The sequence below is a fragment of the Pantoea sp. BJFS-204 genome (genome assembly GCF_049310725.1).
GTDB lineage: Bacteria > Pseudomonadota > Gammaproteobacteria > Enterobacterales > Enterobacteriaceae > Pantoea > Pantoea agglomerans.
In genome coordinates, this window is the sequence record NZ_JBMOWE010000003.1 from 178458 (window position 1) to 203299 (window position 24842).

25 protein-coding genes are annotated in these 24842 nt (G+C 57.4%); 14 read left to right on the forward strand and 11 right to left on the reverse strand.

From position 1 onward, the window contains the following. The first annotated feature begins 137 nt into the window (after nt 1-137). The 6 genes from ACO6VX_RS11945 to ruvX all read left to right on the forward strand — a co-directional run bounded on the left by ACO6VX_RS11945 (nt 138) and on the right by ruvX (nt 4354). Nucleotides 138-650, forward strand: coding sequence for a SprT family zinc-dependent metalloprotease (locus tag ACO6VX_RS11945; RefSeq protein WP_069026548.1), 513 nt, complete (start codon nt 138-140; stop codon nt 648-650). A gap of 76 nt (nt 651-726) precedes the next feature. Further along, nucleotides 727-1431 carry a deoxyribonuclease I gene (endA, locus tag ACO6VX_RS11950; protein WP_031594098.1) on the forward strand — a complete coding sequence of 235 codons (705 nt, stop codon included), beginning with the start codon at nt 727-729 and terminating at the stop codon, nt 1429-1431. 70 nt (nt 1432-1501) lie between these two features. Next, on the forward strand, nt 1502-2233 hold the full coding sequence (gene rsmE, locus ACO6VX_RS11955) for a 16S rRNA (uracil(1498)-N(3))-methyltransferase (RefSeq protein WP_010248866.1): 732 nt from the start codon (nt 1502-1504) through the stop codon (nt 2231-2233). 106 nt (nt 2234-2339) lie between these two features. Further along, a complete protein-coding gene (gshB, locus tag ACO6VX_RS11960; RefSeq protein ID WP_010248868.1) occupies nt 2340-3284 on the forward strand; it encodes a glutathione synthase in 945 nt (314 codons plus the stop codon). Nucleotides 3285-3371: 87 nt separating this feature from the next. Next, the gene (locus ACO6VX_RS11965) at nt 3372-3935 is read left to right on the forward strand and encodes a YqgE/AlgH family protein (protein ID WP_010248870.1); all 564 of its coding nucleotides are present in this window, start codon (nt 3372-3374) and stop codon (nt 3933-3935) included. Then, nucleotides 3935-4354: a Holliday junction resolvase RuvX gene (gene ruvX / locus ACO6VX_RS11970; RefSeq protein WP_003853387.1), complete on the forward strand. Its 420-nt coding sequence runs from the start codon at nt 3935-3937 to the stop codon at nt 4352-4354. The genes ACO6VX_RS11965 and ruvX overlap by 1 nt, the downstream gene beginning before the upstream one ends. Nucleotides 4355-4359: 5 nt before the next feature. On the opposite strand, the gene ACO6VX_RS11975 is transcribed toward ruvX, so the two are convergent. After that, nucleotides 4360-5355 carry a type IV pilus twitching motility protein PilT gene (locus ACO6VX_RS11975; RefSeq protein WP_129063129.1) on the reverse strand — a complete coding sequence of 332 codons (996 nt, stop codon included), beginning with the start codon at nt 5353-5355 and terminating at the stop codon, nt 4360-4362. A gap of 14 nt (nt 5356-5369) precedes the next feature. On the opposite strand from ACO6VX_RS11975, the gene ACO6VX_RS11980 reads away from it, so the two are divergent. The 4 genes from ACO6VX_RS11980 to hemW are packed head-to-tail and all read left to right on the forward strand — an operon-like array spanning nt 5370 to nt 8391. After that, entirely contained in the window at nt 5370-6077 is a 708-nt protein-coding gene (locus ACO6VX_RS11980) for a YggS family pyridoxal phosphate-dependent enzyme (protein WP_010671071.1), read from the forward strand. Nucleotides 6078-6089: 12 nt separating this feature from the next. Further along, complete coding sequence (locus tag ACO6VX_RS11985; RefSeq protein WP_010248879.1) at nt 6090-6644, forward strand: YggT family protein; 555 nt, start codon at nt 6090-6092, stop codon at nt 6642-6644. 21 nt (nt 6645-6665) lie between these two features. Then, entirely contained in the window at nt 6666-7259 is a 594-nt protein-coding gene (locus ACO6VX_RS11990; protein WP_311979087.1) for an XTP/dITP diphosphatase, read from the forward strand. Beyond that, nucleotides 7252-8391, forward strand: a complete 1140-nt coding sequence (hemW, locus tag ACO6VX_RS11995; protein WP_022623847.1) for a radical SAM family heme chaperone HemW — start codon at nt 7252-7254, stop codon at nt 8389-8391. The genes ACO6VX_RS11990 and hemW overlap by 8 nt, the downstream gene beginning before the upstream one ends. A 36-nt stretch (nt 8392-8427) precedes the next feature. Here hemW and ACO6VX_RS12000 read toward each other — a convergent pair whose 3' ends face one another. The 3 genes from ACO6VX_RS12000 to trmB form a co-directional block, all read right to left on the reverse strand. Next, nucleotides 8428-9144 carry a DUF2884 domain-containing protein gene (locus tag ACO6VX_RS12000; RefSeq protein WP_422458139.1) on the reverse strand — a complete coding sequence of 239 codons (717 nt, stop codon included), beginning with the start codon at nt 9142-9144 and terminating at the stop codon, nt 8428-8430. Nucleotides 9145-9209: 65 nt separating this feature from the next. Further along, on the reverse strand, nt 9210-9536 hold the full coding sequence (locus ACO6VX_RS12005; RefSeq protein ID WP_003853403.1) for a YggL family protein: 327 nt from the start codon (nt 9534-9536) through the stop codon (nt 9210-9212). Beyond that, complete coding sequence (gene trmB, locus ACO6VX_RS12010; protein WP_010248887.1) at nt 9536-10255, reverse strand: tRNA (guanosine(46)-N7)-methyltransferase TrmB; 720 nt, start codon at nt 10253-10255, stop codon at nt 9536-9538. Before trmB ends, ACO6VX_RS12005 begins: the two co-directional genes overlap by 1 nt. Before the next feature lie 154 nt (nt 10256-10409). Between trmB and mutY the strand changes: the two genes are divergently transcribed. From mutY to mltC, 3 genes are read left to right on the forward strand one after another with little or no spacing between them, the layout of a single operon-like run. Then, entirely contained in the window at nt 10410-11495 is a 1086-nt protein-coding gene (gene mutY, locus ACO6VX_RS12015) for an A/G-specific adenine glycosylase (RefSeq protein WP_418796183.1), read from the forward strand. Further along, the gene (locus tag ACO6VX_RS12020) at nt 11495-11767 is read left to right on the forward strand and encodes an oxidative damage protection protein (protein ID WP_003853409.1); all 273 of its coding nucleotides are present in this window, start codon (nt 11495-11497) and stop codon (nt 11765-11767) included. The genes mutY and ACO6VX_RS12020 overlap by 1 nt, the downstream gene beginning before the upstream one ends. A gap of 54 nt (nt 11768-11821) precedes the next feature. Further along, nucleotides 11822-12901 (forward strand): membrane-bound lytic murein transglycosylase MltC, encoded by a 1080-nt coding sequence (mltC, locus tag ACO6VX_RS12025; protein WP_010248892.1) that lies wholly within the window; start codon nt 11822-11824, stop codon nt 12899-12901. 1406 nt (nt 12902-14307) lie between these two features. Here the strand turns inward: mltC and ACO6VX_RS12030 are convergent. After that, nucleotides 14308-16461, reverse strand: a complete 2154-nt coding sequence (locus tag ACO6VX_RS12030; protein WP_022623848.1) for an ornithine decarboxylase — start codon at nt 16459-16461, stop codon at nt 14308-14310. 565 nt (nt 16462-17026) lie between these two features. Between ACO6VX_RS12030 and ACO6VX_RS12035 the strand changes: the two genes are divergently transcribed. Continuing rightward, nucleotides 17027-18010 carry an MDR family oxidoreductase gene (locus ACO6VX_RS12035; protein WP_050679660.1) on the forward strand — a complete coding sequence of 328 codons (984 nt, stop codon included), beginning with the start codon at nt 17027-17029 and terminating at the stop codon, nt 18008-18010. Between the two features lie 27 nt (nt 18011-18037). Here the strand turns inward: ACO6VX_RS12035 and ACO6VX_RS12040 are convergent, their stop codons facing one another. The 6 genes from ACO6VX_RS12040 to ACO6VX_RS12065 all read right to left on the reverse strand — a co-directional run bounded on the left by ACO6VX_RS12040 (nt 18038) and on the right by ACO6VX_RS12065 (nt 24665). Continuing rightward, nucleotides 18038-18535, reverse strand: a complete 498-nt coding sequence (locus ACO6VX_RS12040; RefSeq protein ID WP_010671076.1) for a CinA family protein — start codon at nt 18533-18535, stop codon at nt 18038-18040. Between the two features lie 91 nt (nt 18536-18626). Next, nucleotides 18627-19403 carry a heme ABC transporter ATP-binding protein gene (locus ACO6VX_RS12045; protein WP_081113819.1) on the reverse strand — a complete coding sequence of 259 codons (777 nt, stop codon included), beginning with the start codon at nt 19401-19403 and terminating at the stop codon, nt 18627-18629. After that, nucleotides 19403-20401: a FecCD family ABC transporter permease gene (locus ACO6VX_RS12050; RefSeq protein WP_010671078.1), complete on the reverse strand. Its 999-nt coding sequence runs from the start codon at nt 20399-20401 to the stop codon at nt 19403-19405. The genes ACO6VX_RS12045 and ACO6VX_RS12050 overlap by 1 nt, the downstream gene beginning before the upstream one ends. After that, nucleotides 20394-21215 carry a heme/hemin ABC transporter substrate-binding protein gene (locus ACO6VX_RS12055; RefSeq protein WP_422458140.1) on the reverse strand — a complete coding sequence of 274 codons (822 nt, stop codon included), beginning with the start codon at nt 21213-21215 and terminating at the stop codon, nt 20394-20396. Before ACO6VX_RS12055 ends, ACO6VX_RS12050 begins: the two co-directional genes overlap by 8 nt. After that, the gene (locus ACO6VX_RS12060) at nt 21212-22243 is read right to left on the reverse strand and encodes a hemin-degrading factor (protein ID WP_422458141.1); all 1032 of its coding nucleotides are present in this window, start codon (nt 22241-22243) and stop codon (nt 21212-21214) included. Before ACO6VX_RS12060 ends, ACO6VX_RS12055 begins: the two co-directional genes overlap by 4 nt. 49 nt (nt 22244-22292) lie before the next feature. Next, nucleotides 22293-24665, reverse strand: coding sequence for a TonB-dependent receptor domain-containing protein (locus tag ACO6VX_RS12065; RefSeq protein ID WP_422458142.1), 2373 nt, complete (start codon nt 24663-24665; stop codon nt 22293-22295). Nucleotides 24666-24842 lie beyond the last annotated feature (177 nt).

A 24842-nucleotide genomic window follows, 5' to 3' on the forward strand; every position in this document is an offset into this window, starting at 1 on the left:
TCTGCGGTGAATGTCATTAATAGAATATTCTAAAAAAGCCCATAACAATATTTAAACCAGAAATTTTCCCCCGGCCAGAACCACACTTGTCGCTGGCGACGTTGAGTTCCTGCGCGGCGGCGATTATTCTGAGCGCCATGAAAACGCCTCGTCTCCCCATTGCCCTGCAGCAAGCCGTAATGCGCTCGCTGCGCCAGTCGCTTGAACGTGCGAATCAGGCGCTGAAAACCCGTTATCCGGAACCGAAGCTGCTCTACCAGCAGCGTGGTACGGCGGCGGGCACCGCCTGGCTGGCGTCCTGGGAAATTCGCATCAATCCTGTGCTGCTGCTGGAAAACCAGCAGGCATTTATCGATGAAGTGGTGCCGCATGAGCTGGCGCATCTGCTGGTCTGGAAGCAATTTGGTCGCGTTGCGCCGCACGGCAAAGAGTGGAAGTGGATGATGGAGCAGGTGCTGGGCGTTCCGGCACGGCGTACTCACCAGTTTGAGATCGCATCCGTACGCAGCAACACCTTTGCCTACCGCTGTCAGTGTCAGCAGCATCAGCTGACCGTGCGCCGCCACAATCGTATACTGCGCAAAGAGAGTGAATATCGCTGCGTGCACTGTGGCAGCCTGCTGACCGCGGGTGAATTTGTCGCGTCCTGAGAAGAATCCCCATTCCGCCCTATTCCACATTCTGTTACCCTGCCGCCCTTTTTCGTACTGAGTAGAAATCTGGAATATGTCTCGCATACTAAGTCTGGCGGTTGCGCTGCTGTTTGCGCCCGCCGCTGACGCCCTTAACCTGAATAACTATCATCAAAATAACTTTCAGCAGGCCAAAACCTTTGCGGCGGCGATCAACGCCGATGCACCGGGTTCTTTTTACTGTGGCTGTAAGATTCAGTGGCAGGGAAAAAAGGGGATTCCCGATCTCAACAGCTGTGGCTATCAGGTGCGCAAAAACGCCAATCGCGCCGCACGCATTGAGTGGGAACATGTGATGCCGGCCTGGGAGTTTGGCCATCAGCGTCAGTGCTGGCAGGATGGCGGTCGTAAAAACTGCAGCAAAGATCCCGACTACCGCCGCATCGAAACCGACCTGCACAACCTGCAGCCTGCGGTGGGTGAAGTGAATGGCGACCGTGGCAACTTCGCCTACAGTCAATGGAACGGCAGCGAGCAGCAGTACGGCCAGTGTGAGATGAAGATCGACTTTAAACTCAAACAGGCGGAGCCACCTGCGCGGGCGCGTGGTGCCATTGCCCGCACCTATTTCTATATGCGCGACCAGTATCATCTGCGTATTTCGCGCCAGCAGACGCAGCTGTTTACCGCCTGGAACAAGCTCTATCCCGTAACAATTTGGGAGTGCGAACGCGACCAGCGCATTGCAAAGGTTCAGGGCAATCACAATCCTTATGTGCAGCAGGCTTGCCAGCGCTAAAATCCCTGCCCTACACTAGCTCTTTTTCCAATGACGCCGCTGCAGCGCGGCGTCCGGTCTCAGGAACCTTATGCGTATACCTCGCATCTATCACGCCGGGCCATTAAGCATCGGCAGTGAAATTACCCTGGATGAAGATGCATCCAATCATGTGGGCCGGGTGCTCCGGATGACGGCAGGTCAGCGTCTGGAACTCTTTGATGGCACTAATCTGACTTTTGCAGCAGAGATCACGCATGTAGATAAAAAGCGTGTAAAAGTATCGGTCACAGAGAGCCAGCCGGACGATCGCGAGTCACCGTTACATCTGCATTTAGGTCAGGTGATGTCGCGAGGTGAAAAAATGGAATTCACTATCCAGAAATCGATCGAACTGGGCGTGAATGTCATTACACCCTTGTTTTCCGAGCGCTGTGGCGTAAAGCTTGATGCTGAGCGTCTGGCGAAGAAGATCCAGCAGTGGCAGAAAATTGCTATTGCCGCCTGCGAGCAGTGCGGCCGTAATCGCGTGCCGGAGATTCGTGAAGCGATGACGCTGGAAGCCTGGTGCGCAGAAGCAGATAGCGGACTGAAGCTTAACCTGCATCCGCGCGCCAGCCACAGCATCAACACGCTGCCCCAGCCTGTTGAGCGGGTAAGGTTGCTGATTGGCCCTGAAGGCGGTTTGTCTGCGGACGAGATTGCGATGACGGCGCAGCACGATTTTACTGACATTCTGCTTGGCCCACGGGTATTGCGTACCGAAACTACCGCGCTGACGGCCATTACGGCACTTCAGGTGAGGTTTGGCGACCTGGGTTAAGCGATACTTTCAGCGGAAAGAGAGCAGGCATGATGTCCTGACCGATCGGCCCACTGCAGACCGAACCAGACGAGGCGGTAAATACCGCCTCACCGAGGAGATAATAATGATTAAACTTGGCATCGTGATGGACCCTATTTCGTCCATCAATATTAAAAAAGACTCCAGCTTCGCTATGCTGCTGGAAGCACAGCGCCGTGGTTATGAAATTCACTACATGGAGATGCACGATCTCTCCCTGCGCGGTGGCGTGGCCTCGGCCCGCACCCGCCTGCTGACCGTCGAGCAGAACCCTGAGAACTGGTATCAGTTCGGCAGCGAGCAGGTGATCCCGCTGGCTGACCTGAATGTGGTGCTGATGCGCAAAGATCCGCCATTCGATACCGAGTTCATCTATGCGACCTATATTCTGGAGCGCGCTGAAGAGCTGGGTACGCTGATCGTGAACAAACCGCAGAGCCTGCGTGACTGTAACGAAAAGCTCTACACCGCCTGGTTTGCCGAGTTTACGCCTGATACCCTGGTGACCCGCAGCAAAGCGCAGCTGCGCGCTTTCTGGCAGGAGCATGGCGACATCATCATGAAGCCGCTGGATGGCATGGGTGGTGCGTCGATTTTCCGCGTGAAGAAAGATGATCCTAACTTTGGCGTGATTACCGAAACCCTGACCGAGCATGAGAGCCGTTTCTGCATGGCGCAGAATTATATTGCGGCGATCACCGAGGGTGACAAACGCGTGCTGGTCGTCGATGGCGAGCCGGTGCCTTACTGCCTGGCGCGTATCCCGCAGGGCGGTGAAACGCGTGGCAACCTCGCCGCCGGTGGTCGCGGTGAAGCGCGTCCGCTGAGCGAAAGCGACTGGGAAATCGCGCGCCGTGTTGGCCCGACGCTGAAAGCAAAAGGGCTGATTTTTGTCGGTCTGGACATCATCGGTGATAAACTGACTGAAGTTAACGTGACCAGCCCAACCTGCATTCGTGAAATTGAGGCTGCGTTCCCGATCTCCATCACCGGCATGTTGATGGATGCCATTGAGAAGCGCCTGGGCTGAGCATGACGCCGGGGCGAAGCTCCGTGATCAACCCAATACCGGTGCGGCCGTCGCGTGCCGGTTATTTTTTTGGTACATCGTGTGAGAATGAATTTACAACATCACTTTTTGATTGCCATGCCTTCATTGCAGGATCCTTTCTTCAAACGTTCCGTGGTCTATCTCTGCGAACATAATGAAGAGGGTGCAATGGGACTGATCATCAATAAACCCATGGAAAACCTGACGGTTGAAGGCATTCTGAAGAAGCTCAAAATCTCTGCTGACGATCGCGATCCGGCGATCAAGCTGGATAAACCGGTGTTTACCGGCGGCCCGCTGGCGGAAGATCGTGGCTTTATCCTGCACTCCGCGCAACGCACCTTTACCTCCAGTATTCGTGTTTCCGATAACACGATCATCACCACGTCCCGTGACGTGCTGGAGTCGATCGGTACGGCGTCTCAGCCCACTAACGTGCTGGTCGCGCTGGGTTACTGCGCCTGGGAAAAAGATCAGCTGGAGAATGAGCTGATGGAAAATGCCTGGCTGACCACGCCTGCTAACAGCAACATCCTGTTCCAGACGCCGATTTCAGAGCGCTGGCGCGAAGCGGCGCGCAGTATTGGCGTCGATATTCACAACATGGCCAGCGACGCCGGACACGCCTGATGTCAACTCAAACTCTGTTAGGATTCGACTTCGGCACCAAAAGTATTGGTGTCGCCGTAGGTCAGCAACTCACTGGCAGCGCCCGTCCGCTGACCGCCCTGAAAGCGCAGGATGGCATCCCGGACTGGCTGGTAATTGAAAAACTGCTGAAAGAGTGGCAGCCCGATTTTGTGGTGGTGGGATTACCGCTGAATATGGATGGCACCGAGCAGCCGCTGACCGATCGCGCACGTAAATTTGCCAACCGCCTGCACGGGCGCTTTGGCATCCGCGTGGAGCTGCAGGATGAACGACTCAGCACGGTAGAAGCGCGTGCTGGCCTGTTTGAACGCGGCGGCTATCGTGCGCTCAATAAAGGATCGGTCGACTCACAGTCTGCTGCCATCATTTTGCAGGACTGGTTCGAAAACCATTACTGACATCCTCACTCAATCAGTCCGGCTGCCTGACGCGCCAGCCTGCTCTGCTCAAACGTCTGCATACCGGCCTGTGCGCCGGTTTGTAACAGCGCAGGGATCTGGTGCATCTTGCCTTCTCTGATCAGATTGGTGATGCCCGGTGTGGCGATCAGTACCTCAAACAGTCCGATGCGCGAACCGGCAACTGATGGCACCAGCCGCTGTGCAATTACCGCTTTCAGGCTGCCCGCCAGCTGAGTACGCACCAGCTGTTTCTCCTCTGCCGGAAAGACATCAACCAGCCGATCCACCGCCTGCGCTGCGCCACGGGTGTGCAGCGTCGCCAGCACCAGATGGCCGGTCTCCGCAGCAGTCAGCGCCTGACGAATAGTGTCGCTGTCGCGCAGTTCGCCCAGCAGGATGACGTCGGGATCTTCACGCAGTGCTGCCTTTACCCCCAGCGAGAACGAACCGCAGTGCAGGCCGATTTCACGCTGCTGTATCAGCGACTGCTGGCTGTGATGGATAAATTCAATCGGATCTTCCAGCGTGATGATATGCCGCGCCTGCTGGCGGTTCAGCGCATCGACCAGCGCCGCCAGCGTGGTTGATTTACCGCTGCCGGTCGCACCCGTCACCAGAATCAGCCCATCCTGCTGCTCCAGCAGCGTCGGGACAATGGCGGGCAGTTGCAGGCTCGCAAGCGTCGGGCATGCCGTGGCGATGATGCGCAGTGCCAGTGACAGGCCGTTGCGCTGCATAAAGAGATTGGCGCGCAGACGCTGACCATCGGCCAGGCTCAGAGCGAAATCGAGCTGCCCTGCGCGCTCCAGCTCCTGACGCTGCGGGTCACTTAGCCAGCGGGCCATAAACTGCGCCATCCATGCACCAGAAAGCGGGCACTGCTGCGGAATCGCCTCCAGCCTTCCCTGCCGCCGCCAGTAGGGCAAATGTCCGCTGCAAAGGTGCAGATCGGCGGCATTATGCTTTACACTAAGCCCCACCATTTCATCCAGATTCATAATTTCTCCTGACTATGACCTCAATCCAGCAGAACCTACAGCAAGTGCGGCAGCGAATCGCTGCTGCTGCCGCGAGTTGCGGCCGCGCACCAGAAGAAATTACCCTGCTTGCAGTCAGTAAAACCAAACCTGCGAGCGCGGTCGAAGAAGCCTTTGCCGCTGGCCAGATTGCCTTTGGTGAAAATTACGTTCAGGAAGGGGTTGAAAAGGTCCAGGCACTGGCCGCACATCCTGAGCTGGAGTGGCACTTCATCGGCCCGCTGCAGTCCAATAAAAGCCGTCTGGTGGCGGAACATTTCGCCTGGTGTCACACCATTGACCGCCAGCGCATCGCGCAGCGGCTCAACGATCAGCGGCCTGCTTCGCTGCCACCGCTGAATGTGTTAATTCAGGTAAATATCAGTGACGAGAACAGCAAATCTGGCATCATGCTGGAGGCCGTTTCCGGGCTGGCGGAGCAGATCGCTGCCCTGCCGCAACTGCGGCTGCGCGGATTAATGGCGATTCCGGCAGCAGAGAGTGATTACGCGCGGCAGCTGGCGGTATGTCAGCAGATGGCGGAAGCCTTCCGGCAGCTGCAACAGCACTATCCGCATGCAGACACGCTTTCGCTGGGAATGAGCGATGACATGGAGGCGGCAATCGCCGCAGGCAGTACGATGGTGCGTATCGGCACCGCCATTTTTGGCGCACGAGATTATGCGCACAACTCACAACAATAACAGAGGAACTTCATGTTAACACTGACGTTTTTAGTAAAAACGCTGATCGATCTCTACGTCATGGTGCTGCTGTTACGCATCTGGATGCAGTGGTCCCGCTGCGATTTTTACAATCCAGTGGCGCAGTTTGTCGTAAAAGTGACACAGCCGATTGTTAAGCCGCTGCGCCGTATACTGCCGGCACTGGGACCGATAGATACCGCCTCGCTGCTGCTGGCATTTGTGCTGACTACGCTGAAATACCCGATTTTATTGCTGATTCAGGTGGGCGTCTTCTCGGTCGACCCAACCAATCTGCTGGTCGGCCTGCTGTCGCTGGTTAAATCCGCCGGCTATCTGGTCTTCTGGGTGATTATTATTCGCTCCCTGATGAGCTGGATCAGCCAGGGCCGGGGTCCTGTCGACTATCTGCTGGTGCAGTTAACCGAGCCGATGATGGCACCTGTTCGCCGTATTCTGCCTGCGATGGGCGGCATCGATTTCTCAGCAATGATCGTCATCCTGGTGCTGTATGCCCTGAACTTTCTCGGCATGGACCTGTTCCCGGGTCTCTGGTATCTGCTGTAAATGAATCAAACTGGAACTGTTATGCAAAAAGTTGTCCTCGCAACCGGCAATCCCGGCAAAGTGCGTGAGCTGGCGGAGTTACTCTCCGCCTTTGGTCTGGATATCGTCGCACAGACCGACCTTGGGGTTGAATCGGCGGAAGAGACCGGCCTGACCTTTATTGAGAACGCGATTCTCAAGGCGCGTCACGCGGCACAGATCACCGGATTACCGGCTATTGCCGATGATTCCGGCCTGGCCGTAGATGCGCTGGGCGGCGCGCCCGGCATCTACTCGGCGCGCTACGCCGGTGATGAGGCCAGCGATCAACAGAACCTGGAGAAGCTGCTGCAGGCGCTGGAAAACGTGCCGGACGGTCAGCGCCAGGCACAATTTCACTGCGTGCTGGTCTATCTGCGTCATGCGGAAGATCCGACCCCGCTGGTGTTCCATGGCAGCTGGCAGGGTGAGATCACCCGCGCCGCCGCTGGTGCCGGTGGTTTTGGTTACGACCCGATTTTCTTTGTCCCGGCACTGGGTAAAACCGCGGCCGAACTGAGTAAAGCGGAGAAAGGTGCAGTTTCTCACCGGGGTAAAGCATTGACGCTGTTGCTGGAAGCGATGCGTAATGCCTAATCTGCCGCCGTTAAGTCTCTATATCCACATTCCGTGGTGCGTACAGAAATGTCCCTACTGTGATTTTAATTCCCACGCGCTGAAAGATGAGGTGCCGCACGTTGAATACGTGCAGCACCTGCTGCGCGATCTGGAGAGCGATTTACCGCTGATCAATGGCCGGGAAGTGCGCACGATCTTCATCGGTGGCGGCACGCCCAGCCTGCTGAGCAGCAGCGCGATGCAGATGCTGATGGATGGTGTGCGGGAGCGTCTGACGCTCTCGCCCGATGCGGAAGTGACCATGGAAGCCAATCCGGGCACCGTGGAAGCGGACCGGTTCAGCGCCTATCAGCGCGCCGGTATCAACCGTATTTCGATTGGCGTACAGAGTTTCAGTCCGCAAAAGCTGCAGCGCCTTGGCCGCATTCACGGCCCGGAAGAGGCGGTCCGCGCCGCTGAACTGGCAGAGTCGCTCTCGCTGCGCAGTTTTAACCTTGACCTGATGCATGGCCTGCCCGATCAGTCGCTGGAAGAGGCGCTCGATGATTTACGTCAGGCGATTGCGCTTAATCCACCGCATCTCTCCTGGTATCAGCTCACGATTGAACCCAACACCCTGTTTGGCTCACGCCCGCCGGTGCTGCCGGATGATGATGCGCTATGGGATATTTTCGAACAGGGCGATCAGCTGTTGCAGGCTGCCGGTTATCAGCAGTATGAGACCTCCGCCTACGCGAAGCCGGGTTATCGCTGTGAGCACAACCTCAACTACTGGCGCTTTGGCGACTATCTGGGGATTGGGTGTGGCGCACACGGTAAGCTGACGCAACCGGATGGCCGCATAGTCCGCACGGTGAAAACCCGTCATCCGCGTGGATTTATGCAGGGGAACTACCGCGAAAAGCAGTATGACGTTGCCGATAGCGACAAGCCGTTTGAATATTTCATGAACCGCTTTCGCCTGCTGGAAGCCGCGCCGCGTGACGAGTTCAGCCGCTATACCGGTTTATCAGAGCAGGTGATCCGTCCGCAGATGGATGCCGCGATTGCCGCGGGTTACGTGACTGAAACCGCGGAGCAGTGGCAGATTACGGAGAAAGGGAAGCTGTTCCTGAATTCGCTGCTGGAGCTGTTCTTAGCGGAAGAGTAACAAAAGCGCCTCAGCCCGACAGGCTGAGGCGTTGACCTATTTTTTCAGTGCGCCGGTAAGCTGTTTACGCTGATCTTCCAGCGAAATAACGCGATTACACACCTCGTGACCGAAGTTCTGGAAATCCTGCTCCTGCTTGCTCCACTCAGCCTGAATCGACTGCTGCAAACCGCCCAGATTACCCATAATCGCCTGCAGCGGATTACTGCCGCCGCTGCCCTGCTTACTGCCCATCTCGTTCAGGCTATCCTGCATCACGCCGCCCAGTGTCGACTGCACCAGCCTTTCACCTTCGGCGCGAACCTGATCAATCGCCTGATGGTGGAACGTCAGCCCATCTTCACGGTGTTCAATGATGCGGTTCATCTGCTGTTTCAGCTGACCATTCAGCGTGGTCAGGCGATTACGCACGTTGCTGTCGGTGCCCAGTTTTTCAACAATGACCTGATCCAGTGCCGCACGCCCTTTCTCCAGACGTGATGTCGCCCCGCTGTCGATCCACGGCAGATCGCGACGCAGCGCGTTCTGATAGTCGATCGCTTTCTGGCGTCCGGCCGTATCGAGCGTGACCTTCTGTCCATTGAACTGCACGTCGCCCTGCGGCGAGATTTCCATATTGCCGTTGGCACCGACCACCTGCACGATCTGCGGCTTAATCACCACATCGTCCTGCGGCTTAACGCTGCATTCATAGGCTGCCTGAGCCTGGGTTGCTGCCACCAGCAGCACAGCAAGAAGCGCTTTACGCATCATATCTACTCCCTAAGATCGGGTCTGAAACCCTTTGATCGGGCCTCAGCCCGACACTGTGTGACGACTTAGTCCCACCAGACGTCAAAGAGTTCAGTCATCTGAACGTCCTGCAGCTTGCGATCTTCCAGCCATTTACGAACCAGAGCACGATGCTCATCGGTGCATTTGCCGGTTTTCTGCAGGCAAACCAGACCTTCCCACACCAGGTAACCGCTGCCATCGAAGGCCAGGCCATTAGGGTCGATCGCTTCATTGATGAACTGGTTCAGCGTCTCATCAATTTCGCTTTCGCTGGTGCCTTCCGGGAAGCGCCAGGCAACCGAGAAGCCCAGTTCCTGAAACTCATCAATGTGCAGTTTTTTACGTAAACGGCGGCTGCGTTGTGTGGCCATTATTTCACCCTCTCAAACATTAAATCCCATACGCCGTGGCCTAAACGCTGCCCGCGCTGCTCAAACTTGGTCAGTGGACGCGTCTCAGGACGCGGCACATAATTCTGTTGTTCTGACTGGTTGCGGTAACCATCGATGCTGTTCATCACTTCCAGCATATGCTCCGCGTAGGCTTCCCAGTCGGTCGCCATGTGGAAAACGCCGCCCAGCTTCAGTTTACGCATCACCAGCTCGGCAAAAGGCACCTGGACGATACGGCGTTTATTGTGACGCGCTTTATGCCACGGATCGGGGAAGAAGAGCTGAACCATGCGCAGCGAGTTATCCGGAATCATCTTCTCCAGCACTTCCACCGCGTCATGGCACATCACCCGAAGGTTCTGCACATCGGCTTCTTTGGCAGCGGCCAGACAGGCACCCACGCCCGGCGCATGCACTTCAATACCCAGGAAGTTCTGATGCGGCGTGTTCTGCGCCATCGTTACCAGCGAAGCACCCATACCAAAGCCAATTTCCAGCGTCACCGGGGCTTCGCGGCCAAACAGCGCGGGCAGATCGACAGGCTCCGGCTGATATTCCACCCCCATGACCGGCCACAGGGTGTCCAGCGCCTGCTGCTGGCCTTTGGTTAAGCGGCCCTGCCGACGCACAAAGCTGCGGATCCGGCGTAATGGCCGCCCGTTCTCATCAAATTCTGGGGTGATGACGTCATTAATCATGTAAAAGCCTGCTGGTTAGCCTGTTCCGGGAAACGGGCATTATGCAAAGTTCATAAGCAGAAGCAAGCCTTTGCAATCTTCCGGTTTACACCCAGGTGCGCATGTGCTGGAATTCCTGCCTGAGTGTAGAGTAAACACGGAAAATTTCCTTCTTATGATGCAAGCGCCGCAGTTCGCGCAACAGGTGCTGGACTGGTATCAGCGCTTTGGTCGCAAAACCCTGCCGTGGCAGCTGGAGAAAACGCCTTACAAGGTGTGGCTCTCCGAAGTGATGCTACAGCAAACCCAGGTTGTCACGGTTATTCCCTATTTTGAACGCTTTATGGCGCGCTTCCCCACGGTCACCGATCTGGCTGCGGCTCCGCTGGATGAGGTGTTACATCTCTGGACCGGCCTCGGCTACTACGCCCGTGCGCGTAATCTGCATAAAGCCGCAAAGCAGATTGTCGAGGTTCATCAGGGCGAGTTCCCGCGTAATTTCGATGATGTCTCTGCCCTGCCCGGCGTAGGCCGCTCCACGGCGGGCGCGATCCTGTCGCTGTCACTGGGGCAGCATTTCCCAATTCTGGATGGCAACGTCAAGCGCGTGCTGGCCCGTTGCTATGCTGTCAGCGGCTGGCCGGGTAAGAAAGAGGTCGAAAAGCGGCTCTGGCAGATCAGCGAAGAGGTCACACCCGCCGAGGGCGTCAGCCAGTTTAATCAGGCGATGATGGATCTGGGTGCTATCGTCTGTACCCGATCGAAGCCGAAGTGCGAAATCTGCCCGCTGAACAGCGGTTGTGAGGCGTATGCCAGCAGCAGCTGGGCGAGCTATCCCGGTAAGAAGCCTAAGCAGGTGCTGCCAGAGCGCAGCGGCTGGTTCCTGATGATGCAGGATGGTGATGATGTCTGGCTGGAGCAGCGCCCGCCTGTGGGCTTGTGGGGCGGCCTGTTCTGCTTCCCGCAGTTCACAACGGAAGCGGCGATGACAGACTGGCTGGCGGCCCGCGGCATCCATGCAAAACCGCAGCAGCTTACTGCGTTCCGTCACACCTTCAGCCATTTCCATCTCGATATCGTGCCAATGTGGCTGACGTGGCCTTCTGTCGGGGCGGCGATGGATGAAGCAGGCGGTCTCTGGTATAACTTAGCGCTGCCACCATCTGTGGGATTAGCCGCACCCGTTGAGCGCCTGTTACACGAGCTGCGCTATCCCCGACAACTGGCTTTGAACAGTTGTGAGATTAATGAGGAAGAATAATGAGCCGCACTATTTTTTGTACTTTTTTACAGCGCGACGCGGAAGGACAGGATTTTCAGCTCTACCCGGGCGATCTGGGTAAGCGCATTTACAACGACATTTCCAAAGAAGCCTGGCAGAAGTGGATGGCGAAACAGACCATGTTGATCAACGAGAAGAAGCTCAACATGATGAATCCCGAAGATCGTAAAGTGCTGGAGAAGGAGATGATCAATTTCCTGTTCGAAGGTAAAGACGTTCATATCGAAGGCTATACACCGCCAGAAGCGTAAACATTCCGGGCCTCATCGCTGAGGCCGGTTATCCAGGTCAGGCTTGCATTCCCAATGAATAAAAAATTAATCGCCCTGCTGGTGATAGCACCACTTTTGGTTTCCTGTTCCGGGTCAAAGAAACAGCAGTCCCACGAGGAGTGGGTAAAAGATACCAACGCCTTTGATATTCTGATGGGGCAGTTTGCTCATAATATTGAGAATATCTGGGGTATCAATGAGGTCCTGATCGCCGGACCCAAAGATTACGTCAAATATAGCGACAACTATTACACCCGCAGCCACATTAACTTTGAAAGCGGTAAGCTGACCATCGAGACGATTTCTGGCACCGATCCTATGGCCAGCCTGCGTCAGGCAATCGTGACCACCCTGTTGATTGGCGAAGATCCGGGTAATGTCGATCTCTACTCTGACGCCAACGATATTGAAATCAGTAAAGAGCCGCTGCTGTATGGGCAGGTGCTGGATAATACCGGTCAGCCGATTCGCTGGCAGGGTCGCGCGGAAGCCTTTGCTGACTATCTGATTCAGAATAAATTGCAGCGCCGCACCTCGGGTCTGCATGTGATTTACACCATTTCGATTCCGATGGTGCCGAACCACCTGGATAAGCGTGCGCACAAATACCTGCCGATGGTGCGTAAAGCCGCCGATCAGTATGGTGTTGATGCCTCGTTGATTCTGGCGATTATGCAGACCGAGTCGAGCTTTAACCCCTACGCCGTGAGCCATTCTGATGCGCTGGGTCTGATGCAGGTGGTGCAGCATACTGCCGGTGTTGACGTGTTCCGCATGAAGGGTAAATGGGGCAAGCCGAGCCGCAGCTATCTGCTGGATCCGGAGAACAATATTGATGCGGGTACCGCTTATCTGTCGCTGTTGCAGCGTAGCTATCTGGGCGGCATTCAGGATCCGGTGTCACGTCGTTATGCGGTGATCACCGCCTATAACGGCGGCGCAGGCAGCGTGCTGCGCGTCTTCTCCAGCGATAAAGATCGAGCGTTTTCGATGATTAACGGCATGTCACCGAGCAAAGTTTATTCGACCCTGGCGAACCAGCATCCGTCGGCGGAGTCGCGTCGTTATCTTTATAAGGTGAGTACCGCGCAGAAGAGTTATCGGGGATTCTGATTGGCTCAGCGCTAAAGCCGGGGGGAGTGTTCGCTGCGCGAACGGGCTTGGGTGCAGCGCCTGAAGCTGGGATTGTTCGCTGCGCGAACAGGCTATGAAAAGGTTTCGTTCGCTTAGCAGCGGGTATGCACTGAGCGGGTTCCGCCCGCCAGGCGATCAGGAGTGAAGCGCCTGAAGCTGGGAGTGTTCGCTGCGCGAACGGGCTATGAGAAGGTTTCGTTCGCCTGATTAGCCGGGCAGTTTCAGATTCGCCTCTGCAGGCGACCGACAAGGGGGCGCCAGTCGCCGCGCCCCCTTGACCCCGGGCTCCGGCCTGCTTCACCGCCGCTTCGCGGTTCCTTCGCCTCTTCAGGATTTCTCACGGAACGGCGGGACGCGCCATCCATGGCGCGAACCCGCCTCTTCGCGACATCCCTGTCGCTCGTCCTGAAATCCCTCATCCGCTCAGCGGCTCTGACGGCCTCCCCACCCCCTCGCTGTTATCTTTTCTTCTTATATTGGGTTCGCTGTCGCTGTGAGTTTGGGATTGCCTCTGACTTTCGGCTCAGCAAACAGAATGGCATTCAACTCGCCCGCTGTTATTTCTGCTTTTATGTTGAGTGCTTTTTCGCTGTAGTTTTTTTGGGATTGCCTCTGACTTTTGGCTCAGCAGACCGAATGTTATTCAACCCACCCGCTGTTATCTCATCTTGTTATGCCGGGTACTTTATCGCTGTATTTTTTTGGGATTGCCTCTGACTTTCGGCTCAGCACACAGAATGGCATTCAACCCTACCCGCTGTTATCTCGTTTTCAGGTAACTAAGATTGTTGCGGTGAACTTCAGGAATTGAGACTGGCTTTCAGACCACCAGGCAACTGTGCACCAAAGAAAACATAAAGAAATCACAGGCGGGGGTTTCCCAGAGGCGTCCGAAGCGCTGAGGAACAACCGCAGGCCAGGATGAGCCGACAGGACGTCGGCGAAAGGACGGCACGAGCCAGGGATGGCGAGTCCGGACGGTCCGTCGGCCGCAGGGCGTGACGAAGGCACCCCGCACAGCGGGGCGCGCAGGCAGCCGGACGCCGGGATAGTTAAGGGGCGGGCGTCCGCCCCTTGACGCGTCCGCCTGCTCAGGCAACCTGAAACTCCCCATCGCCTGGCGGGCGGAACCCGCTCAGTGTTAGCCCGCGGCTAAGCGAACGAAAACCTCTCACAGCCCGTTCGCGCAGCGAACCCATGGCCTGCCGGGCAAAACCTGCTCAGTGCATACCCGCTGCAAAGCGTAGCCCGCTGCCAGGCGAAAACCCATTAAGTGCCAGCTCGCTGCAAAGCGTACACCGCCGCCAGGCGAAACCTTCTCAGCCCCGTTCGCGCAGCGAACAAAAAGGCAGGCGGGCCGCTACCCGCCTCTGCCCACGCTCAGATCAGCGCCCCACTATCATATTGGCCACCAGATACTTCCGTCCCTGGTCATCCTCTTCGGTGTAAACGCCCTGCAGCTCTGGCGAGAAGCCAGGCAGCAGATTAAGCCCCTCTTCCAGCGCCAGAAAGTAACGCTGCACCGCGCCGCCCCAGACTTCCCCCGGGACGACGCACAGCACACCCGGTGGATAAGGCAGTGCACCTTCCGCGGCAACCCGGCCTTGCGCTTCGGCTATCGGCACCAGCTCCACTTCGCCGCGAATATAAGCCTGATGCGCATCCTGCGGATTCACCCTGACCGGCGGGAACTCTGCGGCGCGGAACATCAGGCGCTGCAGATCCTTGACGTTGTGACTGACGTAAAGGTCGTGCATCTCCTGACAGAGGCGACGCAGGGTATACCCGGCATAGCGTTCGGCATTTTTGCGATAAATGGTCGGCAGCACTTCGGCCAGCGGCGCATCCTCTTTGACGTGCTGTTCGAACTGCGCCAGCATCGCCACCAGATTCGCCATCTTCTCCGGACTCTCTGCCGGGGTCAGCAGGAACAGGATTGAGTTGAGATCGCACTTCTCCGGCACAATGCCGTTTTCGCGCAGATAGTTCGCCAGAATGGTCGCCGGAATCCCGAAATCACTATACTCACCGCTGGCCGCATCAATCCCCGGCGTGGTCAGCAGCAGCTTGCAGGGATCCACCCGATACTGATCGCGCGCATAGCCCGCGAAACCGTGCCACTTCGCCTGCGGTTCAAAGCTGAAGTAGCGCAGATCGCGGGCGATCGTCTCAGTGGGCGCATCCTGCCAGCGCTGGCCATCTACCGTCTCCGGCACAAACGGCAGGATCATCTCACAGCGATCCAGGATCGCTTTACGCGCCTCAATACCCAGCGTGACGCACTCATCCCACATGCGACGCCCCGCTTCGCCCTGATGCATTCTGGCGTTGATATCCAGTGCGGCAAACAGCGGATAAAACGGACTGGTTGATGCGTGCAGCATAAAGGCGTTATTCAGTCGCTTATGCGGGCAGAAGCGGCGCTGTCCGCGAATATGATTATCTTTTTTATGGATCTGCGAAGTCTGCGAAAAACCTGCCAGCTGCTTATGCACTGACTGCGTGACAAAAATGCCGGGATCGTTCTCATTCAGTTGCAGGGTCAGCGGCGAACAGCCTTCCATCAGTGGAATGAACTGCTCATAACCGAGCCACGCGGAATCAAACAGGATGTAATCACACAGATGGCCGATGCGATCCACTACCTGGCGCGCGTTGTAGACCGTGCCGTCGTAGGTGCCCAGCTGGATGATCGCCAGACGGAAAGGCCGCTCTTCAGCCGCGCGCTGCGGAGCCACGGCCGCGATCTGCTCGCGCAGATAAGCCTCATCAAAACAGTGCGCGTCAATGCCGCCAATAAAGCCGAAAGGATTGCGCGTCGCTTCAAGATAAACCGGGGTCGCGCCCGCCTGAATCAGCGCACCATGATGGTTCGACTTGTGATTGTTGCGGTCGAACAGCACCAGATCGCCACGCGTCAGCAGCGCATTGGTCACCACTTTGTTGGCACTTGAGGTACCGTTGAGCACAAAGTAGGTTTTATCGGCGTTGAACACCTTTGCCGCATACTTCTGCGCATCTTTGGCCGAGCCTTCGTGGATCAGCAGATCGCCCAGTTTGACGTCGGCATTGCACATATCAGAGCGGAAAACATTCTCGCCGTAGAAGTCATAAAACTGTTTGCCCGCCGGATGCTTTTTAAAGAAAGCACCGCCCTGATGTCCGGGACAGGCAAAGGTGCTGTTCTGCATATCGACATAGCGGGTCAGCGTCTCGAAGAAAGGGGGCAGCAGCGCCGCTTCATACGCCTGCGCAGCCGCTTCCAGCGCGATCCACTCCTGCGGATCGCCATTCAGCTCACCGCTGACGCCGGGCAGGTGCATCACCTCTTCTTCAAACGCGTTAGCGACAAATACCGGCAGATTAAAGCCGGTATGACGCAGCAGCGCCAGCACGCCGCTACGGGTATCCGCCAGCGAGACGACAACCGCCGCCACATCGGTGAAATCGGTGTTATCCAGCGTCACCACGTCTCGCGCAGTGTTCAGGGTCAGACTGGGCGCCACAGCGGCGCTGGCAGCAATTTTCAGTGGAGTCATAACAGAATCCCTAACGTCAGGGAGGAAGTGCCAGAGGCACAATTATGGGGACAGTGCCCCGGCGAATACTTAACAGTCAGAAGGCGTTACGCAGCCCGTGGAGAACAGATCCATAGCCGCTGCCCGGCTGGCCTCACCGCATGGTGAATAACGGAGATATTGGAAAAGAGGAAAACCCGGTGAGCGCCGGAAAAAGCGAACGGTAATCCGGGCGGATGCGCGGTGAACCGGACATGGCGACGTCCTCTGTGGCAAAGAAGCAGGGTCAAAAAGTGGCGGTCATAATGTCATCTTTTTCAGGCATGGACAACCCGAACCAGGTAATTATTCAGTCACCCTCTTCTCATGTAACAACATGATTTTTATAGCCTATTTATCATAAAAAATTCACAATACGACTAATTATCTGAATTATATGCAGATTTATGCACTTAACTCACTGCCGCTGTCAGCCTGTTTTTCCGCTCGTGTCGTCTTCATTGCCGGGAGACGGGGCCATTGCCCTACCGCATTGCATCTGCCAGGCGTAAACTGATCTTCTCTTTCCCACTCTGCCGGAGGCTGCATGTTCAAGGCACTGGTCATTGAAAATGACGAACAAGGTTACCGTTCCCTGCTGAAAGATCTCCCCGAATCTCAACTGCCTGACCACGATGTCACGCTCGACGTCAGCTACTCATCCCTGAACTACAAAGATGCCCTGGCTATCTGTAACAAAGGCCCGATTGTGCGCCACTTCCCGATGGTGCCAGGTATCGATTTTGTTGGCCGGGTGACGGCCAGCCGCCATCCCGACTGGAAAGAGGATGATGTGGCGCTGCTGACGGGCTGGGGCGTGGGCGAAAAACAGTGGGGCGGCCTGGCACAGAAAGCCAGCGTCAGTGGCGACTGGCTGGTGCGCCCGCCCGCCACGCTGAGTCCGCTGCAAACCATGGCAATCGGTACGGCGGGACTGACCGCAATGCTCTGCGTGATGGCGCTGGAAAAACAGGGCATTACACCTGAACAGGGGCCGGTACTGGTAACCGGTGCCAGTGGCGGCGTCGGCAGCTATAGCGTCAGCCTGCTGGCGCGTCTGGGTTATCAGGTGATCGCTTCCAGCGGGCGCACCAGCGACCATGCCTATCTGATTGATACGCTGGGCGCGGCATCGGTCATTGACCGTGAAGAACTCTCCCAACCCGGCAAGCCACTGGCAAAAGAGCGCTGGGCCGCCGCGATAGACAGCGTAGGCAGTCACACCCTGGCGAATGTGCTGGCCGCCACCCAGCGCGACGGCGCGGTGGCCGCCTGTGGTATGGCGCAGGGACTCGACCTGCCAGCCAGCGTCGCACCCTTTATTTTGCGTGGCGTTACGCTGGCCGGTGTCGATAGCGTGATGTGTCCGAAGCCGCTTCGTCAGCAGGCGTGGCAACGACTCGGTGAGCTGATGGATAGCGAACGGCTCAGTAAGCTGAGCCGGGTGATCCCGCTAAGTGAAGCCAGAGAAGGTGCGCAGGCATTGCTGGATGGTAAAGTGCAGGGTCGTCTGATTGTCGACTGCCGCTAAGCCTGTTTAAAGGCGCGTTTCGCGCCTTTAACGATCGGCTCGCTGCAGCCGTTTTATAAGTCCTTCCAGCGCGAACTGTGTCCCCTGCTCCATCACCGATTTCGGATCGCCGCTGAACTGATGGCACTCCGCTTCGTCTCTGCCGTCGGGCAATACCCAGCCAAACCAGATGGTGCCCGCCGGTGTACCATCTTCGCCGCCATCCGGTCCGGCATAGCCGGTAATGGATAATCCCACCGGCTCGCCGGAGCGGGCGCAGGCGCCCTGCACCATCTCCCGCGCCGTCTGTTCGCTCACCGCCGTATGCTGTTTCAGCGTGTCAGGGCGCACCCCCAGCAGACGGATTTTGGCATTTTCGCTGTAGGTCACAAAGCCGCTGGTATAAAAGTCTCCGCTGTTTTCCACCGCGGCCAGCGTCATGCTGATCAGCCCGGCGGTACAGGATTCGGCGGTCGCCAGATGAAGTCCGGAAGAGAGTAAAATATTCCCCAGTTGCTCAGCGGTCTGATCTAATGATTTTGCCATTATGGTCTCCTTGAATCTGTCCGGAACTCCAGGTATAGCGCAAAATCAGCGAATAAAACCGCGCAAGGCGATGTTTTTAAAGCGAAACGGTCTAAATACGCAGCTGGATATGCGGCTGTCCACTCCCGGTATGCGCCACTACCTGCAGATCGGCCTGGTACCAGCGCGTCAGCGTCGCTTCCGTCATCACCGTCTGCGGCGAGCCTTGTGCCACCAGTCGGCCTGCGTGCAGCAGCAGTATGCGATCGGCCCACAATGAGGCCTGATTAAGGTCATGTAACACGGTACAGACGGTGAGATCTCCGGCGCGCGTCAGCTGGCGTAATAAACGCAGGGTTTGCTGCTGCCAGAAGAGATCCAGCGCCGAAGTCGGCTCATCCAGAAACAGCCAGCCGCGTGGTCTTCCCTCATGCCAGAGCTGTGCCAGCACCCGCGCCAGCTGCACCCGTTGTTGTTCACCGCCGGAGAGCTGGCGGTAATCGCGCTGCGCCAGCCCTTCACAACCGGTCAGCCGCATAACCTCAGCCACAATCTGCGACGTCTGCGCCTCCGGCCAGGGCGCACGGCCCATCGCCACGACCGACTGCGCAGACTGTGAAAACGTCAGGTTGTTCTGCTGGCGCATCACTGCCCGGCGTCGTGCCAGCTGCTCACGCGGCCATGCCGTCAGCCGTCGATCGCCCAGCCAGCACTCGCCCCGATCGGGCGACAGAAATCCCGTCAGCATCCGCAATAGCGTCGACTTACCTGCGCCGTTGGGGCCAATCAGCGCCACCAGCTCGCCACCTGACAGCGTAACATCGAGATTATCGATAACAGTTTTGCCGCCGCGCGCGAGACACAATCCCCTGGCCTGTAAAATGTCCATCACTCCAGCCCTCGCTGTTGACGCAGAATCAGCCAGAGAAACCACGGACCACCAATCAGGCTGGTCAGCAACCCCACCGGCATCTCGGCCGGAACCACCAGAGTGCGCGCCAGCGTATCGGCCAGCAGCAGCAGAATCGCCCCCGCCAGCGCTGAGCCGGGCAGCAGCCAGCGATGATCGCCGCCAAGGCAAAAACGCATCACGTGTGGCACCACCAGTCCGACGAAGCCAATCACGCCGCTGACCGAGACCGCCGTACCGACCAGCAACGCACTGAGGATCAGCAGCTGATGCTGAGTACGCTTCACATCAACGCCCATGTAGTGCGCATCCTCTTCACCCGCCTGCAGCAGGTTAAGGTGGCGGGCGCGAGTCTGTAACAGCAGCAAGGCTGGCAGAATCAGCAGCAGGCAGATCAGCAGTGCAGGCCACTGTGCCTGGCTGAGGCTTCCCATGCCCCATAACGACAGCTGGCGCAGCTGCTGGTCGTTGCTCAGCCATGACAGCACGCCTACCGCCGCCCCGCACAACGCATTAATCGCAATGCCGACCAGCAACAGCCGCGAAAGATTGCCGCGCGCCAGCCGACTGAAACTGAAGATCAGCAGTGTAACCAGCAGACTGCCGATAAACGCGGCGATCATCGGTAGCCACAATGCCAGCGGTGCCGGCAACGCCAGCGGAATAATGATTGCCAGCGCCACCGCCAGTCCCGCCCCGCTGCTGATCCCCAGCAGACCGGGATCGGCCAGTGGGTTACGAAAAACACCCTGCATCACTGCGCCAGAGACTGCCAGCGCCATGCCCATCACCACCGCCAGCAGCACGCGCGGCAGACGGATATCCAGCCAGATCTGCCAGATAAGATCGCTGAGCGGTGCCTGCCACAGCGCCCGCACTGAAAGCGACATCGCCCCCAGATTTGCCGCCAGCACCATCGCCACCAGCAGGAAGATCAGCATCAGCACCAGGCCACGCAGCGCATTATCCTTAATCATGGTTCAGCGATTCCGCCGCCTGACGCAATTTCACGATTGCCCGCGGCGTATCAAGACCAAACCCCAGCAGTGCCATGGTGTCGATCACCAGCAGACGATGCTGCTGCCCGGCAGGCGTCAGCGCCAGACCCGGTAACTGCCACAGCTGCGCTTCGCCGCCCAGGGTTTTCAGGCCATCCTCGCCTATTACCACCAGATCCGGCGCGGCGGCGATCACCCCTTCCTGCGACAGTGCCTGATAGTGCGGCACCGAGCCCATAGCATTCTCCAGCCCGGCGCTGCGAATGGCGCCATCGGCCGCAGTCTGATTTCCCGCCGCCATCGACTTCATGCCGCTGTTCGCCATGATATAGAGCACTTTTACCGGCAGCGGTTGCTGCGGCAACTGGCGAATCTGCTGCGTCATCTGCTGCGCCAGTGCCTGAGCTTCGCTTTCACGCTGCAGCGCCTGGCCCACAGTGATAATTTTCTGCGGAATCGCCTGCAGGCTGCTGTCGCCGTTGACCGTGACCACCCTGACGCCCGCGCGGGCAATCTGTTGCAGCACCAGCGACGGGTGCGCCTGCGCGCTGGCGATCACCAGCGTCGGTTTCAGTGCCAGAATGCCTTCGGCGTTGAGCTGGCGCATATAACCCACGTCCGGCAGTCGGGCGGCCTGCGCCGGACGCAGACTGGTGCTGTCGCGCGCCACCAGCTGTGACTGGGCATCCAGCGCATAGATAATCTGAGTGACGTCACCGCCAATCGACACCACCCGCTCCGCCGCCAGTGATGGCAGCGTCATCAGCAGCCATAACAGCATCGCTCTTTTCATGCCGCCGCTCCCGGCGTGCGGAGTGCGCCAATCTGCTCGCGCCAGCGTGACTGCTCTGGCGTACCTTCCGTGCGCTGACCGTAGAGCTGGGCAATCTGCGTGCCGTCGGCAGCGAACAGTTCCAGGCTGGTAACAAAGCCATCGCCCGTTGGCTTGCGTGTTACCCAGCTTTCGCTGATCTGATCAGCCATCAGATGCAGGGTGAACTGCGGATTGAAGATGTTGAGCCAGTTTTCCACTGGCTGCAGCTTCTCTACCCTGCCGGTGAAAATCTGAGTACAGCCACGGTTGCCGACAAAAATCATAATTTCATTGCCCGCCTGCTGTGCCATCTGTAGCAGGCGCTCAAGCGCGTCGTTGCCGGTCTGCCAGGCGAGATCCTCACCCACCGCGCGAAACGCCTGCGGTCGTGACACCTGGTGGCGCTTCAGCAACGCGAAAAACTGATGAACATCGGTCATGGCGCGCCATTCACGGTCGATGGCGGTGGCATCAATCGCCTCCGTCAGGGTAGCAGCGGCAACCGGCTCAACCACCAGCGGCGTCGTCGCGGCGTCGGTAAAGTCGGTGATCAGCGTCTGCCACACTGCCATGCTGGTCTGCTCCGTGGCGTAAACTTTCAGCACCGCATCGCCATGACGATCAAAAATCTGAATGCTGTGACGAACGCCCTGCCCGGTCGGCTCCTGCAGAGCAAAGGCGCTGCACCACTGACCGACGAACAGGCGCAGATCGAGCGCACGGGGATTAAGCACCAGGCCACCATGCGCGCCAATCTGTACATTGTGGTATTCACCCAGGTGTTCATGTACCGCATAAGCGTTACGGGTAATGTTTTTGGTTTCGCCGACTGCGCCCAGTGCCTTCAGCAACGCCGGAAAATCGCGTTTCAGCGCCACGGCATCAACGCCGATGCGCGCTTCACACAATTCCGCTTCGCTGATGCCGATCAGCGTGGCCAGGTCGCGGGCATATTTCTTCGGTTGTTCACCTTTAAGGACAAGATAGTGCTGATAAATCGGGTTCATGACTCAGGCTCTCTTAGTAGTGCCCTGCATCAGCGCAGGGCTACGGCTATCAAAAATCGACGTTAACACCTAACTGGAAAGTACGGCCCGGCATCACGGCCAGCGCCTGATCGTTGCGCTCCTGCTGAGTGGCGCTGGTCAGTTCACGGCTGCTGAGGTAATCCCGGTATTTGCGATCGGTTATGTTGTAAAGCCCGCCACTCAGCCTGACGTTGTGCGCGACGCGCCAGTAAGCGGTCATATCCACCATGCCATAACCCGGCACCCGCATGTAATCGGTGCTGGAGTCGGCCAGGCTGCTGCCGTTGTTAGCGAAGCTTTCGCGGTTAGTCGCGCTGGCTTGCTTACCTTTGACAAAGGTAGCGGTAACGGCGGCACCGTAGCCGCGCGCCTCATCATCCCAGGCGAGTCCGACGATCGCTTTCATCGGGGCGACACTCTCAAGGTCGATGTAGCGGTCACCAAGGTAGCTCGACTTTGCCGCGCCCTGCGTGTAACCAAACGCCAGATTGGCGCTCAGACCTTCGACCTCGCTGAACCAGCTGCCGAAGTTCACTTTACTGCTGATTTCAGCCCCGTAGATGTAGGCTTTATCGCGGTTCTCCGCCTGATAGGTGGTGTAAATGTTGGCGGGCACATTGACGAACTGACCCGGATTAGCCGCCCGGCTGTAGCGGGTAAAGGCAATAAAGTTTTTATAGTCGTTATAAAAAGCGGCAGCGTTAAGCGTGACGCCTTTTGCCACTTCTCCTTTTACACCCCACTCGTAGTTGTTGCTGGTTTCGGTTTTCAGATCTGCATTACCAATCAGCGCATACTGCGCGGTGCCGGCATAGCTGGAGCCAAGGTTCCATGAACCATAAAGCTGGGTATCGTTGGGGAACTGCGCGCCACGGGTATATTGCAGATAAGTCATCAGCTTCGGTGTCAGATCGTATTGGAAGGCGATCGACGGCAATACCTGCGTGTCGCTGTTTGGCGATCCATAGAGCGCTGAAACTTCGCTGGCGTCGAGCACGCTACTGTTCGTGGTCAGCGTCGCCACATCACGCGGTCGGGTGTTCTGATAGGCCACGCGCGCGCCTGGCACGATGGCCGCCCGATGTCCGTCAGCATCGAAGCTGATGGTATCCTGCAGATAACCACCCACGCTGTAGCTGCGACTGTTAGCCTGCGGCTGCATGATCGCAGTAAAAGCACTGGCTGGCGGTGACTGACGGAAAGGTCGCTCAGTATCCACCAGGCGCGCATTCAGCCCGGCACTCAGTTCATGTCGCCCGACGCTTTTAAGCGCGCGGGTGTCAAAACCGTAGCTGTCGCTGTTGTAATCGGAATAGACGGTTTGCCTGGCGGTGGCACTCGACGGCATCCGGGTGTTGTCATGCGCCTGGGTCTGCTGCCAGTAAATGCGGGTCGTCAGGCTGTCGACCAGGTCATTGTAAGGGGTGTACTCATCCGCCAGGCTGATGCCCCAGCGGCGGGTATCACTCTGCTGCTGTGCCGTCCCCCAGACTGTATTGCCTGAAGTGCTCCAGCTGTCGTAATGGCTGTGGTGGGTTTTGTGATAGTAATCGACCGTCGCGCTGAGCTTGTGAGCATCATTGGGCTGCCAGATGCCGGAGGTCATAAAGGCGTCGGAGTGCCAGTTAGCGGGATACGCATCCAGCGTATCGCTGTTGTTACGGGTCTGCTGTCCGTCACGGCGGCTGTAAACAAAGATGCCGCGCAGTTCATCGTCACCGGCAGCGGCGGTGATGCCGTTATGCCAGCTGCGACTGGATGAGTCATAGTCGCTCTGATAACTGAACGCGGTCGCTTTTCCGGGATGCAGGTAATCGTCGGGAGACTTATTACGGAACGAGACGTTGCCGCCAATCGAGGTGTTCGGCTGTTCCACTGCTGTGGCGCCCTTCTCAATCTCAATACGGCCAAACATATAAGGATCGATGTAATCGCGGCCAATGCCAAAGCTGTCGAGACCTGCGCGTCCTACATAGCTGCGGCCAGTGGCCTGCGGCAACGGAATGCCGTCCACATCCAGACCGACGCGGTTGCTCTCGAGGCCACGAATGTTGTAGCCGGTATAACCGGCCCGATCAAAACCGCTCTTACCGGCTGATGAACCGCCACGGGTACCGGTAGCACTGATCAGCGGTTCATAGCGCATGATCGATCCAAAGTCAGTGGCACCACGCTGTTGCAGATCGCTGGCAGAGAGCGAGGTTTTACTGCCTGCCGTTTTTTTGATTTCCGGTGCCGTCACCGTCATTACCGGTTCGGCACTGCTGCCATAGCGATCAGAAAGGGTTAGCGTGGCAGATTCACTGCCCGCAGCATAAGTGCAGGTGGTATTGATGAAGGTGGCGAGCAACGCCAGTTGAGTCAGACGCGGTTGCGTCAATCTCCGAAAACGTGGTGACATAGGCGCGAATTACCTGATTAATTGTTAGTATTCGCTCACTTGCTTGCTGGCAACAGTAAAACGGCTCCGCATAAAAGCCGTGAAAAGTCAGAACATCATGCTGGTGTAGTAATTATCGCCCGAAATTTAATGCAACTGATAATCATTATCAATCTTATTTACATTTAGATATAAACC

Coding starts and splice junctions, on each gene's coding strand:
- endA (WP_031594098.1), top strand. CDS start 727: ATGTCTCGCATACTAAGTCTGGCGGTTGCGCTGCTGTTTGCGCCCGCC.
- rsmE (WP_010248866.1), top strand. CDS start 1,502: ATGCGTATACCTCGCATCTATCACGCCGGGCCATTAAGCATCGGCAGT.
- ACO6VX_RS11965 (WP_010248870.1), top strand. CDS start 3,372: ATGAATTTACAACATCACTTTTTGATTGCCATGCCTTCATTGCAGGAT.
- trmB (WP_010248887.1), bottom strand. CDS start 10,255: ATGATTAATGACGTCATCACCCCAGAATTTGATGAGAACGGGCGGCCA.
- ACO6VX_RS12050 (WP_010671078.1), bottom strand. CDS start 20,401: ATGATTAAGGATAATGCGCTGCGTGGCCTGGTGCTGATGCTGATCTTC.
- hemW (WP_022623847.1), top strand. CDS start 7,252: ATGCCTAATCTGCCGCCGTTAAGTCTCTATATCCACATTCCGTGGTGC.
- mutY (WP_418796183.1), top strand. CDS start 10,410: ATGATGCAAGCGCCGCAGTTCGCGCAACAGGTGCTGGACTGGTATCAG.
- ACO6VX_RS12035 (WP_050679660.1), top strand. CDS start 17,027: ATGTTCAAGGCACTGGTCATTGAAAATGACGAACAAGGTTACCGTTCC.
- ACO6VX_RS11990 (WP_311979087.1), top strand. CDS start 6,666: ATGCAAAAAGTTGTCCTCGCAACCGGCAATCCCGGCAAAGTGCGTGAG.
- gshB (WP_010248868.1), top strand. CDS start 2,340: ATGATTAAACTTGGCATCGTGATGGACCCTATTTCGTCCATCAATATT.
- ACO6VX_RS12020 (WP_003853409.1), top strand. CDS start 11,495: ATGAGCCGCACTATTTTTTGTACTTTTTTACAGCGCGACGCGGAAGGA.
- ACO6VX_RS11980 (WP_010671071.1), top strand. CDS start 5,370: ATGACCTCAATCCAGCAGAACCTACAGCAAGTGCGGCAGCGAATCGCT.
- ACO6VX_RS12060 (WP_422458141.1), bottom strand. CDS start 22,243: ATGAACCCGATTTATCAGCACTATCTTGTCCTTAAAGGTGAACAACCG.
- ACO6VX_RS12005 (WP_003853403.1), bottom strand. CDS start 9,536: ATGGCCACACAACGCAGCCGCCGTTTACGTAAAAAACTGCACATTGAT.
- ACO6VX_RS12055 (WP_422458140.1), bottom strand. CDS start 21,215: ATGAAAAGAGCGATGCTGTTATGGCTGCTGATGACGCTGCCATCACTG.
- mltC (WP_010248892.1), top strand. CDS start 11,822: ATGAATAAAAAATTAATCGCCCTGCTGGTGATAGCACCACTTTTGGTT.
- ACO6VX_RS12000 (WP_422458139.1), bottom strand. CDS start 9,144: ATGATGCGTAAAGCGCTTCTTGCTGTGCTGCTGGTGGCAGCAACCCAG.
- ACO6VX_RS12040 (WP_010671076.1), bottom strand. CDS start 18,535: ATGGCAAAATCATTAGATCAGACCGCTGAGCAACTGGGGAATATTTTA.
- ACO6VX_RS12065 (WP_422458142.1), bottom strand. CDS start 24,665: ATGTCACCACGTTTTCGGAGATTGACGCAACCGCGTCTGACTCAACTG.
- ACO6VX_RS11945 (WP_069026548.1), top strand. CDS start 138: ATGAAAACGCCTCGTCTCCCCATTGCCCTGCAGCAAGCCGTAATGCGC.
- ACO6VX_RS12045 (WP_081113819.1), bottom strand. CDS start 19,403: ATGGACATTTTACAGGCCAGGGGATTGTGTCTCGCGCGCGGCGGCAAA.
- ACO6VX_RS11985 (WP_010248879.1), top strand. CDS start 6,090: ATGTTAACACTGACGTTTTTAGTAAAAACGCTGATCGATCTCTACGTC.
- ACO6VX_RS12030 (WP_022623848.1), bottom strand. CDS start 16,461: ATGACTCCACTGAAAATTGCTGCCAGCGCCGCTGTGGCGCCCAGTCTG.
- ruvX (WP_003853387.1), top strand. CDS start 3,935: ATGTCAACTCAAACTCTGTTAGGATTCGACTTCGGCACCAAAAGTATT.
- ACO6VX_RS11975 (WP_129063129.1), bottom strand. CDS start 5,355: ATGAATCTGGATGAAATGGTGGGGCTTAGTGTAAAGCATAATGCCGCC.